Source organism: Nocardia macrotermitis, assembly GCF_009604405.1.
Lineage (GTDB): Bacteria > Actinomycetota > Actinomycetes > Mycobacteriales > Mycobacteriaceae > Nocardia > Nocardia macrotermitis.
In genome coordinates, this window is sequence record NZ_WEGK01000005.1 from 545,463 (window position 1) to 560,868 (window position 15,406).

Genomic DNA, 15,406 nt, shown 5'->3' on the forward strand with positions numbered 1-15,406 from the left:
GCCACCCCAACACAGCTACTTGTTGCGGCCGTGCAGGATCGGCACGACCCGGCGCAGCAGTTTCATGGTGCTCGCGGTGCGCGAGTAGCTCATCAGCGCCATGCCCGGAATCGCGAAGCGCTGCACCGCGATCGAGTGCGGGGTGGTGAATTCCAGCATGCCGGGCGCGCCGTGGATGCGGCCGATGCCCGAGTCGCGGCCGCCGCCGAAGGGCAGGGCGGAGATGGCCGCGAAACCGAGCACCGAGTTGACCGAGGTGGCGCCGGCCTTGATGCGGCGGGCGATCTCGAGGCCGTGCTTGCGGGAGAACACCGTCGAACCCAGCGAGTAGGTGGAGTCGTTCGCCAGGTCGATGGCCTCGTCGATGCTGTTCACGGTGCGGATGGTGACCGTCGGGCCGAAGGTCTCCTCGCGCACGGCCGCGGAATCCTCGTCCACGTCGACCAGCACGACCGGCTCGATGAACGCGCCCTTGATCGAGTCCAGGCCGCCGAGCACCGCGGTGCCGCCGTTCTTCAGCGCGTCCTCGATGTGGCGGCGCACGATATCGATCTGGCTGGGCATGGTCATCGGGCCGTAGGCGGCCTTACCGTCCGAACCCGGGTGCACGTCGGTGAGGATGCGCTTGACCTCGGCGACGAACTTGTCCCGGACCGAGGCGTCCACGTAGACGCGCTCGACGCCCGCGCAGGTCTGGCCGCTGTTCATGGTCGCGCCGTAGGCGACCGCGTCGGCGGCGGCGGTGACGTCGGCATCGGCCGCGACGATGACCGCGTCCTTACCGCCGCATTCGAGCAGTACCGGGGTGAGCCGGTCGGCTGCGGCGGCCATGATCTTCTTGCCGGTGGCTGCGGAGCCGGTGAACGCGATCTTGTCGATATCCGCGCGCACCAGCGCGGCGCCGGTCTCGCCGTAGCCGTTGATGGTGGTGAAGATGCCGTCGGGCAGTTCGGGATTGGCCTCCGCGAACGCCTGGGCGACGAAATTGCCGATGCCGGTGGAGAATTCGCTCGGCTTGTAGACCACGGCGTTACCGGCGGCCAGCGCGTAGGCGATCGAACCGTTGGGGGTGTAGATCGGGTAGTTCCACGGGCCGATCACCCCGATGACGCCGAGCGGGCGCTGCTCGATGTACGCGCCGAAGTTGGACATCAGCGCGCCGGCGGAGACCTTCTTGGTCTTGAGCACCTTTTCGGCGTTCTTGGCGGCCCAGGAGATGTGCTCGAGGGTCAGCAGCAATTCCAGGAACGCGTCGTCGCGGGTCTTGCCGTTCTCGAGGTGGATCAGATCGCACAGTTCGTCGGACTTCTCGACGAGCCGGGTGGACCACCGCAGCAGATACCGCTTGCGGTCGGAATAGCTCAGCGCACCCCAGCTCGCGGCGGCGGTACGGGCCTTGGCGACGGCCGCGGCCACCGCCTCCTCATCGGCGATCGGATGCGTATCGATGACCTCGCCCGTGGCCGGGTTGACCGAGGTCAGCACGGTCCGTCGGGCGGTTGTCGGCTCGGTGGTGGACATGGTTACGGCGACCCCTTGTGAGAAGGTGAACGTGTGAAGTTCTCATAGCGTAGATGTGAACAGCTTAGATATGAAGTCACCCGCCATCACATGTAATTCCGGCCAACTGTATTTTCGGCCTCCGCTCCGCTCCGGCGGGTTCGCGGCCCCCTGAGGCTCACCGCTGAGCCCCGTGTCGGGCACTCGTTCCTCGCACCCGCCACGCGTCCGACCGGCGAGCCGGGCCGCGAACTTTGCTGTCGGCCTTCAACGGGGTTTGCGGAACTGGGTGATCTTGTGGTTGACGTGGTTCGAGTGTGGGTTTTGCGTAGTGGTGCTCAGTAGCATGGGGGAATGTGCGGCAGATATGCGACCACGGTGAACCCGGGCCGTTTGGCGGCCGAGCTGGATGCGATCGATGAGACCGGGGAGGGGCCGGTCGATCCGAATTACAATGTGGCGCCGACCAATCAGGTGTTGACGGTGGTCGAGCGGCACGATCGGGAGCATCCCGAGGAGGCCGCGCGGTTGCGGATCCGGCGGATGCGGTGGGGGCTGATTCCGGTGTGGACCAAGGCGGCCGAACCCGGTGTGCCGGTCAAGGGGAAACCGCTGTTCAACGCGCGCGCCGATCGGGCGGCCGAGGCGCCCTCGTTTCGTGACGCGGTCAAGAAACGTCGCTGTCTGGTGCCGATGGACGGCTGGTACGAGTGGGTCGTGGCGGGTGATCCGGCGGCGAAGGGCAAAGCTGTCAAGCGCCCTTATTACATGTCCCGCGCCGACGGGTCCCCGCTCTACATGGCCGGGCTGTGGTCGATCTGGCGTGATCGCGCCCAGCCGCAGCCGGATCCGCTGCTGTCCTGCACGATCCTGACCACCGACGCGATCGGCGAGCTGACCGCCATCCACGACCGGATGCCGCTGATGATGCCGCGCGAACAGTGGTCCGCCTGGCTCGACCCGGATCATCCCGCACCGCACGAACTCCTGGAAACCCCTGGGCTGGAACGGATTTCGGACATCGTGGTGCGGGAGGTCCCGGCTCTGGTGAACAGCGTCCGGAACAACGGCCCCGAACTGCTGAACCGGGTCGAGGACCAACCCGGCCAGATCAGTCTGCTGTGATTCCCGGGCCGCGGTCCGTGCGGCCGGAAATCGGTCGGACTCGGGTGGGATCACTTGCAGGCGACGCTCGGGGTGATCAGATTGAGGCCGCATTTGGTGAGATCCGCACCCATATCGATGATTCGCGTGACGATGTCCCCGCCCAGATCCTGCGCCTTCTCGGCCTGATCGCCGAGGTCGCCGGGACCGGGCTGAGCGGGGGATTCGTGCTGGGTGCCGAGCGGGAACTCGGGTTTCGGCTGGGGCGCCGCGACGGCGGTGGCGACCCCGCACGTCAGGATCACGCCGCCGGACAGGGCGATGATCAGGGTGCGAACGGACTGCCTGTGGAACATGCGCATCACATCCTCGGATCGACGGAACGGGCCCGTCAAGTAAACGCACAACCGGGGGATTCGCAGGCTATTTGCCGATTCGGCCCTGTGGCACAGCGTGTTTGAGTTACTCGTCGCCGTTTCGCTGGGCGTCGGCGGTGGGTTGCGCGGTCGCGGAATCCTTCGGGGGGAGCGTGAGAATCCCCGGACGCGCCTGCTCGTAGTCGTCGACGAAGCGGCTCATCATCCGCCCGAGATCGATCCGTTCCGACTCGCTCCAGTCCCGAAGTACGTTGTCCAGCATCGCGTTCCGGCGTTGGCGCAGCGCGGTGGCGAGTTCCCGCCCGGCGTCGGTGACCGCCAGCACGCTGGCCCGGCCGTCGGCCGGATCGGCGCGGCGTTCGATGAGTCCGCGCTTGACCAGTGCGGCGGCCTGGCGGCTGATGGTGGAGGCGTCGGAGTACAGCAGCTCGGCCAGCGCGCCCGAACGCATCGGGCCGTCGTAGAGCAGACGGAAGATGATCGAGTAAGATGCAGCCTCGATCTCTCCGTGCGAGGCGGCCGCGATCTGAGCGTTGGTGCGTTCGCGGATTCGGCCCAGTCGGATCAACTGCAGGGCGATGAGATCGATCGCCTCGTCGTGGTCCATGGACGCCCTCCTCGGGGAACCGCAACACTGGTTGAGGCGGTCAATTGCTTGAGTTTTCCAACTAGTTGTACTTGGCAAGTATGTGTCAGGGTGTCGGGATATGCAAGGTGACCGATGTGGTATTCCATCGGTGCAGGTCAGTGGGGGCTATGTCCGGGATGTCCGAGTTGTGGATGCTCAGCCCGCGGTCACCGGAGCGGTCACGGCCGAGGTGAGACGCACCAGATCCCGCGGATCGAGTTCGATCTCCAGACCGCGTCGTCCGGCGCTGCACAGCATCCGATCCCAGTCCAGCGCCGAGGCGTCGACCACCGTGGGCAGCGTGCGCTTCTGACCCAGCGGGGAGATGCCGCCCAGGACGTAACCGGTGGTGCGTTCGGCCTTGGTCTTGTCCGCCATCACGGCCTTGGACGCACCCAGCGCCGCGGCGGCCGCCTTGAGCGAGAGCGTCGTGGGGACCGGCAGCACCGCGACCGCCAACCGGACGCCGCCCGACCCGCCGGACAACTCGATCACCAGCGTCTTGAAGATCTGCCCGGCCTGCACGCCCAGGCGTTCGGCCAGCGCCGCGACCGCCTCGGCTCCGAACGAATCGTTGCGCGGATCGTGCGGATAGGTGTGCACGCGATGGGCCACTTCGGCTTTCGCCGCTGCGCGGATCGCGGGGGTCGGACCGGCCATGCCGGTCACATTAGGCGAGCCGCCCGGTCGGGCCAAGGCGGTGTGTCCGGCGTAGCGGCGCGGTGTGTCCGGCGTCGCGGCCACCCGGCAGCGGGAACACAGCGGCCCCGGCGCATGTTGCACGCCATACGCATCCCATTCCGTGAGAAAGAAGGAGTCCGCCGGTGACGGTTCTGATCGATGAACGTCCGCCGCGCACCGCGTCGTCCGCGGAGCTCGTCGCCGTGGCGGTGCCTCCCGTCACCGGATTCCCGCTGCCCGTATCGATCACGGTAGATTCTGTGATTACGGCGATCGAAGGGATGGGCGTGACGAGCGACGACGATTTGGCGGCCGATCGCCTGGACGGTGCGGCCGAAACTCCGGATTCCGGTGACGAGCCGGACACCGGCGAGGAGGCACAGCGGCCGACCGCCCCGGCGGATCCGGCCGAGCTGGCGCGACGGTTCGAGCGCGACGCGCTCCCGCTGCTGGACCAGCTCTACGGCGCGGCCCTGCGGATGACCCGCAATCCGGCCGACGCCGAGGACCTGGTGCAGGAGACCTTCGCCAAGGCGTACCAGGGCTTCCGGTCCTTCCGCGAGGGCACCAACCTGCGGGCCTGGCTGTACCGGATCCTGACCAACACCTACATCAACTCCTACCGCAAGAAGCAGCGCCAGCCCGCGCAGTATCCGACCGACGAGATCACCGACTGGCAGCTGGCCGCCACGGCCGAGCACACCTCGACGGGTCTGCGTTCGGCGGAGATGGAGGCGCTCGAGGCGCTGCCCGACGACGACATCAAGGCCGCGCTCCAGGAACTGCCCGAGGAGTTCCGGATGGCGGTGTACTACGCCGACGTCGAGGGCTTCCCGTACAAGGAGATCGCCGAGATCATGGGCACTCCGATCGGTACGGTCATGTCGCGGCTGCACCGCGGCCGCAAACAACTCAAGGGGCTGCTCGCGGATGTGGCCCACGAGCGGGGGTTCGATCGCAACCAGGCGGGGGACGGGGCACGTCAGGAGGTCACCCAGTGAGTGGGCACGAGCACAACGAGGGTGATGCGGATATGAAGCTGGACTGTACGGCGGTACTCGCCGATGTCTGGCTGATGATCGACGGCGAATGTGATCAGGCCACTCGCGAACGGCTGCAACATCATCTGGAGACCTGCTCGCCGTGCATCGACGCGTACGGCCTCGAGGAGAAACTCAAGCGGCTGCTCAACCGCAAATGCGGCGGTGATCGGGCCCCGGACTCGCTGCGTGAGCGGTTGACCGTGGAGATCCGCCGGTCGATCACCGTCACCGAGCGTTCCGACGAGCTCTGATAGACGAGCTCTGATATCGGGTGAGTTCTCGACCCTGCTGAACCACTCGGGAGCGAGTCTTACGAGCGACGTTCGCGGCCGGCTCGTCGTTCAGCACTCGAAGCGCATGGCGAAGCCGAGTCTCGAGTGCTGAACGACGAGCCTTCGGGGCCGCGAACACGCGGCGCCGGAGGCGACGCCGAAATTACAGCTCAGCTGTTCGGACGCTTGCCGTGATTGGCTGCGTTGCCCTTGCGGCTGCGCTTCTTACGACCACGCTTTCCCATGATTTCTCCCTTCTGATCGAACGACATTGTTCCACGTGTGGTTGGCTATATCGTCAGCTGGTCGTCACGTCGAACTCCGGAAGGGTGCCATGGCTGAGGAAGTGCTCGCGGAGATGGTCTCGACCGTCTTCCAGATCGTCGCGCGGGAGGGCGCGGTGGTGGCCGAGGGCGACACCCTGGTGCTGCTGGAGTCGATGAAGATGGAGATCCCCGTCGTGGCCGAGGGGCCGGGCACGGTCACCTCGATCAATGTCGCGCCCGGCGATGTCCTACAGAAGGGCGACCTGATCGCCGTGATCTCCTAGCATGTCCACTCTGAGTGATCTGCTCGCCGAGCACACCGATCTGCCCGGCGCGGCCGTGGACCATCTGCAACGTGTCGTCGGCGACTGGCAGCTGCTGGCGGATCTGTCGTTCGCGGATCTGCAACTGTGGGTGGGCGTCGGCCCGGTCGCGGAGGGGGCCGACGTGGTGTGCGTGGCCCAGTGCCGCCCCACCACCGCGCCGACCGTGCATCCGGAGGATCTGGTCGGTTCGCTGGCCTCCCGGGACGATCATCCACAGGTCTTCCAGGCGTTGCGCGGCGGCGCGATCGTGCGGTTCGACAACGATCAGGAACAGGCGGGGGTCTACCACCCGAATCCGACCCGGCTGATCCACGAGGCGATTCCGGTGCGCGTCGGCGAGGACGTCATCGCGGTGCTGGGCCGCGACCTCGAGGTGCAGCGCACCAAGATGCGTGGCAATCTCGAGATCGCCTACATGGCGTGCGCGGACGATCTGTGCCAGATGATGGCCGACGGCACCTTCCCGACGCTGGAGGATCGGACCGGTTCGCACTCCAGTCCGCGCGCGGGGGACGGATTCATCCGCCTCGACACCGACGGCATCGTGCGGTACGCCAGTCCCAACGCGCTCTCGGCCTATCACCGGATGGGGTTGCAGGCCGATCTGGACGGCCAGGATCTGGCTCAGACGACACGTTCGCTGATCACCGACCCGTTCGACGCGCAGGAGGTCGTCAGCGACATCCAGGCCGCGCTCGCGGGGAAATCCGGACGTCGCATGGAGGTCGAGGCGCGCGGGGCGACGGTGCTGCTGCGCACGCTGGTGCTGCGCCCGCACGGCGAACTGGCCGGGGCCGCGGTGCTGGTGCGCGACGTCACCGAGGTCAAGCGTCGCGATCGCGCGCTGCTGTCCAAGGACGCCACCATCCGTGAGATCCACCATCGGGTGAAGAACAATCTCCAGACCGTGGCCGCGCTGCTGCGGTTGCAGGCGCGTCGCACCGAGAACGAGGAGGCGCAGCTCGCGCTGACCGAATCGGTGCGCCGGGTCACCTCGATCGCCTCGGTGCACGAGATGCTGTCCATGTCGGTGGACGAGGAGGTCGATCTCGACGAGGTCGTGGACCGGCTGCTGCCGATCATGGCCGACGTCGCGACGGTCAACACCGCGCGCATCAAGGTCCGCCGCGAGGGCTCACTGGGCGTGTTCTCCGCCGAACGCGCGACACCGCTGGTCATGGTGCTGACCGAACTGGTGCAGAACGCCATCGAGCACGCCTTCGACGCCGGTGAGAACGGTACGGTGACGATCCGCTCGGAGCGTTCCGCGCGCTGGCTGGACGTCATCATCGGCGACGACGGCCGCGGCCTGCCGGACGGTTTCAGCCTGGAGGGTTCGGACCGGCTGGGCCTACAGATCGTCCGCACCCTGGTCACCGCCGAACTCGGCGGATCGATCGGGCTGCACCCCGGTGCCGACGTCGGCACCGATGCGGTCCTGCGAGTCCCCTTGGGGCGTCGTACGCGGTAGATCTCTCCACAGCCGACAAGCCCAACGCAACCACCAAGGTGCCCAGCGGCGAATCGTCTCCGTCCGCCTGGTAGTTGCCCGCGAAGCGAAAGGCTCTGCAAGGCCAGCTCCAAGGGTTTTCGGCGCGGCTCGTCGTTCAGCCCTCGAAGCGCATGGTCGGAGGCCGAGTCTCGAGGGCTGAACGACGAGCCACACGGGCGCCGAAAACCTGCCGGAGCGAAGCGGAGGCCAAAGACACAGGTTGCTCGGCGTGCGCTTGGGGGCGTCAACAGGAATTTCCTGTTTACGGGACTTGTCGTGTGGCGCACAACACGGGTGATTTTCGGATTGGCACATTGCGATGCCGAATTTCCGTCCGGTTGTTTTGTCCAGCACGGTATCCGCCATTCCGGTGCACAGCTGGCCGAAATGTACGGATTGCGGTCTCGCCGGAGTTGCCGTCCGGACCGGAGATATCCGGTCCCGGAGACAATGAAGCCCGGCACCTCACGGGTGCCGGGCCGAAGTGCGTTACGCGCCGGGGCTGATGCGTGTGATCGGTGGCCGTAACGCCGACCGTCGTGGGTTAGACGACGGCCCGGGTACGCGTCCGCGCATTGCGACGCTTCAGCGCGCGCCGCTCGTCTTCGCTCATACCGCCCCATACACCAGCGTCCTGCCCGGACTGAAGGGCCCAGGACAGGCAGTCGGCAGTGACGGGGCAGCGGGCGCAGACCAGCTTGGCATCGGCAATCTGCGCGAGTGCAGGACCGCTGTTACCCACCGGGAAGAACAGCTCGGGGTCCTCATCGCGACAGATGGCCTTGTGGCGCCAGTCCATTCCTCTGCTCCTTTGCTGGGCGCGCCGCAAGGCACGCCATGAGTTTGTGGTTCGTTCACTTGTGCGACTCGAATGTTTCCGCACGGTTGCTTGTGAATGCTTTCACGAACACCGTAGATGTCAATAGCTTTGTGGTGCACCGTGGGGAAGCTCACGCCTAAGACCCCGGTAACGGGGACTGCGGAGTCCTTTTTACCCGCTCGAACCGGTTTCCGCAGCACAACTGGGATGTTTCTCAGTTGTGTCGGGTCACATCCGGCTGCGGCGCGACCACATCGAGGACCTGCGGCACGGCCGTGAAATCCACCACGTTGCGACGGCCGATGAAATCGCCATCGATTTGCAGACCTATGGGCGTGTCGGCCTCGATCCGCACCGATGGCACGTCGTCATCCCGAAACAGGCTGCGGGCCTGCGGGTTTCCCTCGGCGGCCAACAGTTGCCGGGTGATCAACAGGGTCGAGGCCACGCCCATCGTCCGCATCGCGAACACTCCCAGACCCGTCTCGAATGTTGTGCCCGGATTGGTATGTACCGGGGTGGAATCGAGATACGTCCACGGCGTCGTATTCGTCACGAACGCGTAGTACACGCCGCGCACCGGTTCCTGCCCGGGAATGTGCACCGTCACCGACGGTTCGGTGCGCCGGGCCCGGAAGAACTGCCGCACGGTCGTGGTGACGTAACGGACCGGGGTGGCCGCGTGCCCCTTGGCGCGGCTCTCGTCGATGGCCTCGCACACATCCGCGTCCAGCCCGACGCCCGAGCTGAAGGTGAACCAGCGATCGTCGGCCAGGCCCAGGCCGATCCGGCGATCCTTCTCCAGCGACATCAGGTCGATGAGCTGGTTGGTCGCCGCGACCGGATCGGGCTTGATGCCCAGCGAGCGCGCGAAGACGTTCGCCGAGCCGCCCGGGATGACGCCCAGTCGCGGTTTCCACGCCTGCCCGTCATCGATCTGCGGCAGCGGCAGGAATCCGTTGATCGTCTCGTTGACGGTGCCGTCGCCGCCGTGCACGACGATCAGGTCCATCTCGTTGGTCGCGGCCCACTGCGCGAGTTCGGCGGCGTGCCCGCGGTGCTGGGTGTGCGCGACGGTCAGTTGGGTGCGGCTCTCCAGCGCATGGGCCAGCAGGTCGCGGGTGGCCGCTGTGGTGGAGGTGGCATTCGGATTCACGATCAGCAGCGTCCGCACGCGACGAGCCTACTGACCGCCCGTCCGAATTCCGTGCCCCGGCCGTGCCCGCGGTCGGATTCCCTGGTCGTGGTCCGGCTCGGCCGGGTCGTAGGCTGGGCGCGTGGCGATGCAGAACTCGGACGGGCGCGACGACGATCAGGTCGTCGCGCAGGGCGACGTGCCGACGGTGGTGCCGAACACGGTGCGTGGTGCGGGCGCGCTCGCGGCGCTGGAGGGGGTGGCCGGTGTGATCGTGGCGATCGTGCTGGTCGTGCGCGGTCTGTCGGGGGTGGATCAGAGCAAGGTGAGCGCGTACGGGACCGCGGCGTGGTTCCTGATTCTGGGCGCCGCGGTGCTCGCGGCCGGGATCGGGTTGTTCCGCGGACGTCGCTGGGGCCGGGCGATCGCGGTGATCGCGCAGGTGCTGCTGCTGCCGGTGGCCTGGTACATGCTCGAGGGCGGTCAGGCGCAGTTCGGGATTCCGCTCGGACTGGTCGCGCTGGCCGGGCTGGGGCTGCTGTTCGCGCCGCCGTCCTCGCGCTGGATGGCGCAGGGGTACGACTCGTCGATCGGGTCGGCGGGCTGAAATCGGTTCGGGCCGGGGCTGATTCGAGCCGCGGCCGGTTCGGGCCGGGGCTGATTCGGGTCCGCGGTCAGCGCGGGGTGCGCCACATGGGCCACATCGGCGGGCCGCCCTCGGGACGGTGATCGTCATGCGTTTCACGATAGGTCGCCGTCGCGCGATGGGCCCGTAACGACCCCTGAGTGCCTCGTGGGCGAACGTTTGGTCACTCGTCCAGCTCGGCTGCGCGCGCGGCCAGGAACGCGCGTTCGGCGGCGTTCTCGGTGAGCAACAGGGCCTCGTCGTAGGCGAGCCGGGCCTCGCCGGTGCGGCCCAGTGCGGCCAGGAAGTGGGCGCGGGCGGCGGGCAGATAGCCGTATCCGGCCAGCTGCGGTTCGGTGGACAACTCCGCCAGCGCGGTCAGTCCCGCCGCGGGGCCCGCTGCCATTCCGAGCGCAACCGCGCGGTTCAGCGCCACCACCGGTGAGGGCCAGACCTGGATCAGCACGTCGTACAGTCCGGCGATCTCGGGCCAATCGGTGTCCGCGTAACCGGGCGCCTCGGCGTGCACCGCGGCGATGGCGGCCTGCAGCGCGTAACGGCCCGGCGTGCGGTTCAGCGCGGCCCGCACCAGCGCGATGCCCTCGGCGATCTGCGCGCGATCCCAGCGGGTGCGGTCCTGTTCGGACAGGCGCAGCATGCTCCCGTTCGCGTCGACGCGGGCGGCGCGACGGGCGTCGGTGAGCAGCACGAGCGCGAGAAGCCCTGTCACGTCAGGGTTTTCGGGCAGCAGGGCGTGCAGCATGCGGGCCAGGTCGGTGGCCCGCTCGGTCAGGTCGCGGCGGATCAGATCCGCGCCCGCGGGTGCGGTGTGCCCGGTGGTGAACAGCAGATGGACGACCGTGAGCACCGCGTCGACGCGGTCGGGGAGTTCGGCCGGGCCCGGCACCCGGTAGGGGATGCGGGCCGCGGCGATCTTCTTCTTGGCCCGGGTGATGCGGGCGGCCATGGTCGGCTCGGCGACCAGGAAGGCGCGGGCGACCTCGGCGGTGCTCAGGCCGCACACGAGCCGCAGCGTCAGCGCCACCTGCGCTTCCAGGGCCAGGGCCGGGTGGCAGCAGGTGCAGATCAGCCGGAGCCGGTCGTCGGGGATCTGGGTCAACGCCGTCACGGTGGCATCGGCGATGTCCTCGGTGTGGTCGTCCTCGATCAGCAACGGCAGCGCCCGGCGCATCGTCGAGTGGTGACGCAGCAGGTCCAGGGCTCGATTGCGGGCCACGGTCGTCAGCCAGGCAGCCGGGCGGGCCGGGACGCCGTGCCGCGCCCAATTTCCGAGGGCCTGGGCGTACGCGTCCTGCACACACTCCTCGGCCAGATCCAGATCGCGGGTGACACGAACGGTCGTCGCGAGCACGAACGCCCATTCCCGCCGATGCGCGTCGGCGACCGCCGCGGCCGCCAGGACGTGGGTATCGGGTGGGTTGGTCATCGTTGCGACCTCGGCACTGCGGGTGGTGGCGGGGTTGATCCCCGAGCGGTCCCACGCGTGCCGAATCCGCGGGACCGCTCGAGGTTCTGGTGAATCATGTGGCAGTGCAACATAATTCGTCGAGGGGAGGCGCTCAGCTCAGGACGAGTACGGGGCGTACCTCGACGCCGCCCTCGGCCATCGGGACCTGTCGGGCGACCGCGAGTGCGGCGTCCAGATCGTCCGCCTCGATCAGGTAGTAGCCGCCGAGTTGTTCCTTCGTCTCGGCGAACGGGCCGTCGGTCACGGTGAAACCGCCCGCGCCGTCGGGACGGATGCTGGTCGCGCTGTGGCTGTGGGCGAGGGCGTTGCCACCGCACAGCGCCGACTGGTTGGCCTCCATGAACTGCCGATGGCTGCTCATCGCCGGGTTACCCGGGGTGGGCTCGGTGACCTGACGTTCGTCCTGGTAGATCAGGACCAGATACTGCGACATGGTGATCGTCCTTCGAACAGTGTGGCCCGCCTTTCGGACCATTCAACTCTTCGACGGACGACCTCCGGCGGAATCGACAACCTCGCGAGAAAAAATCTGGGTGCCGCGAAAATCAGCGCGCGGCCAGTCGGGTGAGTGCCTCGCCGGTGAGGCGGTAGCCGGTCCACTCGTCCTGCGGGGTCGCGCCCAGTGCGTCGTAGAACTCGATCGAGGGGGTGTTCCAGTCCAGCACGGACCACTCCACGCGGCGGTAGCCGTTGGCGACGGCCTCGCGGGCGAGCTCGGTGAGCAGGGCCTTGCCCAGGCCCAGACCGCGCGCCTCGGGGGTGACGAACAGGTCCTCGAGGTAGATGCCGTGCGTGCCGGTCCAGGTGCTGTAGTTCAGGAACCAGATCGCGCAGCCGAGTACCTCGCCGCCCGAATCACGTTGTGCCACATGGGCGAAGACCTTCGGATCGGGGCCGAACAGGGAGGCGTGCAGTTGTTCGTCGGTGAGGGCGCATTCGTGCCGGGCCTTCTCGTACTCGGCCAGGTCGTAGACGAGCCCGACCAGTGCGGGTACGTCCTCGGGGGTGGCGCGGCGGATCATCGGACTCCTTCGGTGGTGGCCGGGACGAGGTTGTGCGCGAGAATCGTGCGGGTGCCGTGCTCGTGGCCCAGCACGCTGATTCCGGCGGTGGACAGGTAGAACCGGCGGGCCTCGCGCACCTCGAATTCGGCCCAGCGCGCGATCAGGCAGCGCGAGAAGTGCCCGTGCCCGACCAGCACCACGTCGCGCACCTGGAGTTCGGGTTCCACCTTCGCCAGCACCCGATCGGCTCGGGCCCGCACCTGCGCGGCGGATTCGCCGCCGGGCACCGGATCGGTGAAGATCGTCCAGCCCGGCGCGGATTCGCGGATCTGCGGTGTGGTCAGGCCCTCGTAATCGCCGTAATCCCACTCGACCAGGTCGTCGTCGGTTCGCACGTCGGTGAGTCCGGCCAACTCGGCGGTCCGGCTCGCGCGCTGCCGGGGGCTGCACAGCACCAGCGGTTCGGTCAGTGCGAGTCCCGCGAGCACCTCCCGCGCGGCCGCGGCCTGCCGTTCGCCGGCGGCGGTCAGCGCGATATCGGTCCGTCCCGTGTGTTTGTGCGCCTTCGACCACTCGGTTTCGCCGTGTCGCAGCACCACCAAACGGAATTCACTCGTGGAACCACTCATGGGCTCGATCATGCCGGACGAGGTGGGGCGGCGGGTGAGGCCCGGTCCGGGGCGGGTGTCGGCGGCTCGTCGCTGTCGCGCGGATGGTGTCGAATGACGTTGCAGGGGAACAATATTCGATGATTCTTCGGTCGATTCCGGCGAATTGTCCTGTGTGCGAGGATGAGATGGGCGACGAAGTGTGCTGATCAGTTGCTCGGCCGCTCGAGTTCGCTCGAATCCGCACCGGGGGAGTGGTCGGCGACATACGATCGAACTACGAAGTCTGTTCGGGCGTCTATTGTCTCGTGAAATCTCGCGAGGGTTGGGGTGTCGAGGTGGACGGATACGCGCGGATCTACGAATTTTGCTGCGGTACGCCGGAGATCGGTGCGTTCGGACGCGCAGGGGGGAGAACGGGATGTTCCGGACAGGGTGCGACGGGGTGGCGCGGCGATCGCGGGCGGGCGTGGTGAGCCGGGAGGACACGGGTCTGCCGTGCCGTCCCCGCGGCCATCCGCACGATCCGGACTGCGCCCTGGCGGGGCCGGGAAACGTTGTGACACCGCAGGATTGGGCCGCGTCCTATCGATCGCTGTTCGGCCTGCCCCGAGTGCACGTCACCACACCGGGTTTCGTCGTACTGCCGCTCACCGACTCCATCGCGGCGGTCAATACCCCTGAGCCGCTGGGTGTTTCGATTCTCGGCGAACTGATCGACCGGGGCATCCCCGGCCCGGTCCTGGTCCGTGCCCGTCCGGCTCGCCGCACCTTCCTCGTGGTGGCGGATCGTCATCCGTCCCCCGACCACCTGACCCGTCTCGAACGACGCGGCGTGGACATCGGCCCGCATCGCGGAAATGTGGTGCTACCCACCGGTTTCGGGCATCGGACCCCCGAGGGCCGCTGGTGGGCCCGCCCACCCCGGCGGGACGAATCGCTGCCCCTGCTCTCGGAACTCGTCTCGGCGGCCATCGCCGTGCTGTACGGCCTGCGGTGAGGTCCCGGGCCTGGGCATCGAAGAGGGCTTCGGTGGGGTAACGCGAGTCGAGCCTCCCCGGGTTCCGGCGAACGCGCCGGAACCCGGGGATTGCCTGAGGATTACCAGGTGCGGCAGCGGTTGTCGTGGTGGCCGCGGTTGTCGTGTTCGTTGTTGTGCCAGTTGCCGTGTCGGTCGCAGTGCCAGTCGTTGTGGAACGGGTCGCGCGGGTCGTGGTAGCCCGGGCGGTTGAGCCCGCCCCAGTCGTTGTTCTGGTGTGGCGCGGGCGGGAACACCGGGTTGGCGGCGGCCGAACCGATGACAGGTCCGGCGAGCAGCGCACCCGCGGCGATGGCGACGAACGATGCGGACAGTGTCCTCTTCATGATGACCTCTCGTAGGCAGTGCGGTCCCGACCTCGATGCCATTGCATGTCCCCGCCGGTCCGGGATGCAACGACCTGGAGCAGATGCACAGCAGACTCATATCCCGCACTGATGTGGGCGGCGGCGGACCCGGCATCCGACTCGAGTTGCTGAGCGATAGCCACCGTACTTCATATGGATGACCGGCAGCGGGAGCGCGGCCGCGGATGTGGCTGCGGTCAGCCGACCGCGGCGAGCAGGCGGCGGAATTCGCGACGTTCACCGGCGCTGAGTTTGGCCAGCACGTGGGATTCGGCGGCGAGTACGAGTGGATCGAGTTGTGCCAGCAGGGCCGTGCCCTCGCGGGTCAGGGTGGCGGGCAGCGATCGGCCCGCCGATACGGTCGCCGGGCGGGTGACCAGGCCGCGTTCCTGCAATTCCCGGATCACCTTGTTCATCGCCTGCGGCGAGACGGTGGCCTCGCGCGCGAGTTGCGCATTGGACTTGCCGGGGAGCTGGGACAGCAGCCGCAGACAGAGATATTGCGAGAACGTGAGTTCCAGCGGTTCCAGTGCGGTCGCGACCACCTCGGAGCGCAACGCCGCGGCAACCCGGTACAGGAGGTACCCGAGCGGACTGTCCTCGAGACCTTCCATGTCAACCATATTGACACATATCAACTTGGTTGACAT

At 67.6% G+C, this 15,406-nt stretch carries 20 protein-coding genes; 7 read left to right on the plus strand and 13 right to left on the minus strand.

From position 1 onward, the window contains the following. Nucleotides 1–15: 15 nt before the first annotated feature. Nucleotides 16–1,521, minus strand: a complete 1,506-nt coding sequence (locus NRB20_RS15305) for an aldehyde dehydrogenase family protein (protein WP_153410715.1) — start codon at nucleotides 1,519–1,521, stop codon at nucleotides 16–18. Between the two features lie 333 nt (nucleotides 1,522–1,854). Here NRB20_RS15305 and NRB20_RS15310 point away from each other — a divergent pair, with 333 nt between their 5' ends. Next, nucleotides 1,855–2,625 (plus strand): SOS response-associated peptidase, encoded by a 771-nt coding sequence (locus NRB20_RS15310; RefSeq protein ID WP_153410716.1) that lies wholly within the window; start codon nucleotides 1,855–1,857, stop codon nucleotides 2,623–2,625. Between the two features lie 50 nt (nucleotides 2,626–2,675). Here NRB20_RS15310 and NRB20_RS15315 read toward each other — a convergent pair whose 3' ends face one another. From NRB20_RS15315 to ybaK, 3 genes are all read right to left on the minus strand, one after another. Beyond that, nucleotides 2,676–2,960 (minus strand): hypothetical protein, encoded by a 285-nt coding sequence (locus NRB20_RS15315; protein ID WP_153410717.1) that lies wholly within the window; start codon nucleotides 2,958–2,960, stop codon nucleotides 2,676–2,678. Between the two features lie 106 nt (nucleotides 2,961–3,066). After that, nucleotides 3,067–3,588 (minus strand): MarR family winged helix-turn-helix transcriptional regulator, encoded by a 522-nt coding sequence (locus NRB20_RS15320; RefSeq protein ID WP_153410718.1) that lies wholly within the window; start codon nucleotides 3,586–3,588, stop codon nucleotides 3,067–3,069. Between the two features lie 177 nt (nucleotides 3,589–3,765). Beyond that, the gene (gene ybaK / locus NRB20_RS15325) at nucleotides 3,766–4,269 is read right to left on the minus strand and encodes a Cys-tRNA(Pro) deacylase (protein WP_153410719.1); all 504 of its coding nucleotides are present in this window, start codon (nucleotides 4,267–4,269) and stop codon (nucleotides 3,766–3,768) included. A 308-nt stretch (nucleotides 4,270–4,577) separates the two neighbouring features. Between ybaK and NRB20_RS15330 the strand changes: the two genes are divergently transcribed. Both NRB20_RS15330 and rsrA read left to right on the plus strand, forming a co-directional pair. Beyond that, nucleotides 4,578–5,291, plus strand: a complete 714-nt coding sequence (locus tag NRB20_RS15330) for a sigma-70 family RNA polymerase sigma factor (RefSeq protein ID WP_406603832.1) — start codon at nucleotides 4,578–4,580, stop codon at nucleotides 5,289–5,291. Between the two features lie 32 nt (nucleotides 5,292–5,323). Next, on the plus strand, nucleotides 5,324–5,584 hold the full coding sequence (rsrA, locus tag NRB20_RS15335; protein ID WP_153410857.1) for a mycothiol system anti-sigma-R factor: 261 nt from the start codon (nucleotides 5,324–5,326) through the stop codon (nucleotides 5,582–5,584). 191 nt (nucleotides 5,585–5,775) lie between these two features. Here rsrA and NRB20_RS39575 read toward each other — a convergent pair whose 3' ends face one another. After that, nucleotides 5,776–5,850: a 50S ribosomal protein bL37 gene (locus tag NRB20_RS39575; protein WP_110293457.1), complete on the minus strand. Its 75-nt coding sequence runs from the start codon at nucleotides 5,848–5,850 to the stop codon at nucleotides 5,776–5,778. 89 nt (nucleotides 5,851–5,939) lie between these two features. On the opposite strand from NRB20_RS39575, the gene NRB20_RS15345 reads away from it, so the two are divergent. Both NRB20_RS15345 and NRB20_RS15350 read left to right on the plus strand, forming a co-directional pair. Further along, nucleotides 5,940–6,155: a biotin/lipoyl-binding carrier protein gene (locus NRB20_RS15345; protein WP_153410720.1), complete on the plus strand. Its 216-nt coding sequence runs from the start codon at nucleotides 5,940–5,942 to the stop codon at nucleotides 6,153–6,155. A gap of 1 nt (nucleotide 6,156) precedes the next feature. Further along, nucleotides 6,157–7,668 carry a sensor histidine kinase gene (locus NRB20_RS15350; protein ID WP_153410721.1) on the plus strand — a complete coding sequence of 504 codons (1,512 nt, stop codon included), beginning with the start codon at nucleotides 6,157–6,159 and terminating at the stop codon, nucleotides 7,666–7,668. A gap of 565 nt (nucleotides 7,669–8,233) precedes the next feature. Here NRB20_RS15350 and NRB20_RS15355 read toward each other — a convergent pair. Together NRB20_RS15355 and NRB20_RS15360 are read right to left on the minus strand one after the other, a co-directional pair. Continuing rightward, nucleotides 8,234–8,488 (minus strand): WhiB family transcriptional regulator, encoded by a 255-nt coding sequence (locus NRB20_RS15355; RefSeq protein ID WP_040827274.1) that lies wholly within the window; start codon nucleotides 8,486–8,488, stop codon nucleotides 8,234–8,236. 235 nt (nucleotides 8,489–8,723) lie between these two features. Continuing rightward, a complete protein-coding gene (locus tag NRB20_RS15360) occupies nucleotides 8,724–9,683 on the minus strand; it encodes a diacylglycerol/lipid kinase family protein (protein WP_319944945.1) in 960 nt (319 codons plus the stop codon). A 109-nt stretch (nucleotides 9,684–9,792) separates the two neighbouring features. On the opposite strand from NRB20_RS15360, the gene NRB20_RS15365 reads away from it, so the two are divergent. Then, on the plus strand, nucleotides 9,793–10,251 hold the full coding sequence (locus tag NRB20_RS15365; RefSeq protein WP_153410859.1) for a hypothetical protein: 459 nt from the start codon (nucleotides 9,793–9,795) through the stop codon (nucleotides 10,249–10,251). A gap of 202 nt (nucleotides 10,252–10,453) precedes the next feature. On the opposite strand, the gene NRB20_RS15370 is transcribed toward NRB20_RS15365, so the two are convergent. The 4 genes from NRB20_RS15370 to NRB20_RS15385 all read right to left on the minus strand — a co-directional run bounded on the left by NRB20_RS15370 (nucleotide 10,454) and on the right by NRB20_RS15385 (nucleotide 13,391). Next, the gene (locus NRB20_RS15370) at nucleotides 10,454–11,716 is read right to left on the minus strand and encodes an RNA polymerase sigma factor (RefSeq protein ID WP_153410722.1); all 1,263 of its coding nucleotides are present in this window, start codon (nucleotides 11,714–11,716) and stop codon (nucleotides 10,454–10,456) included. 133 nt (nucleotides 11,717–11,849) lie between these two features. Further along, nucleotides 11,850–12,191 carry a YciI family protein gene (locus NRB20_RS15375; RefSeq protein WP_153410723.1) on the minus strand — a complete coding sequence of 114 codons (342 nt, stop codon included), beginning with the start codon at nucleotides 12,189–12,191 and terminating at the stop codon, nucleotides 11,850–11,852. A 112-nt stretch (nucleotides 12,192–12,303) separates the two neighbouring features. Further along, complete coding sequence (locus NRB20_RS15380; protein ID WP_153410724.1) at nucleotides 12,304–12,780, minus strand: GNAT family N-acetyltransferase; 477 nt, start codon at nucleotides 12,778–12,780, stop codon at nucleotides 12,304–12,306. Further along, nucleotides 12,777–13,391 (minus strand): acid phosphatase, encoded by a 615-nt coding sequence (locus NRB20_RS15385; RefSeq protein ID WP_194289857.1) that lies wholly within the window; start codon nucleotides 13,389–13,391, stop codon nucleotides 12,777–12,779. Before NRB20_RS15385 ends, NRB20_RS15380 begins: the two co-directional genes overlap by 4 nt. Before the next feature lie 400 nt (nucleotides 13,392–13,791). On the opposite strand from NRB20_RS15385, the gene NRB20_RS15390 reads away from it, so the two are divergent. Beyond that, nucleotides 13,792–14,370, plus strand: a complete 579-nt coding sequence (locus tag NRB20_RS15390) for a hypothetical protein (RefSeq protein WP_153410726.1) — start codon at nucleotides 13,792–13,794, stop codon at nucleotides 14,368–14,370. A 101-nt stretch (nucleotides 14,371–14,471) separates the two neighbouring features. Here the strand turns inward: NRB20_RS15390 and NRB20_RS15395 are convergent, their stop codons facing one another. Both NRB20_RS15395 and NRB20_RS15400 read right to left on the minus strand, forming a co-directional pair. Further along, on the minus strand, nucleotides 14,472–14,735 hold the full coding sequence (locus NRB20_RS15395; protein ID WP_153410727.1) for a hypothetical protein: 264 nt from the start codon (nucleotides 14,733–14,735) through the stop codon (nucleotides 14,472–14,474). Between the two features lie 218 nt (nucleotides 14,736–14,953). Further along, a complete protein-coding gene (locus NRB20_RS15400) occupies nucleotides 14,954–15,370 on the minus strand; it encodes a MarR family winged helix-turn-helix transcriptional regulator (RefSeq protein WP_153410860.1) in 417 nt (138 codons plus the stop codon). Between the last annotated feature and the right edge of the window lie 36 nt (nucleotides 15,371–15,406).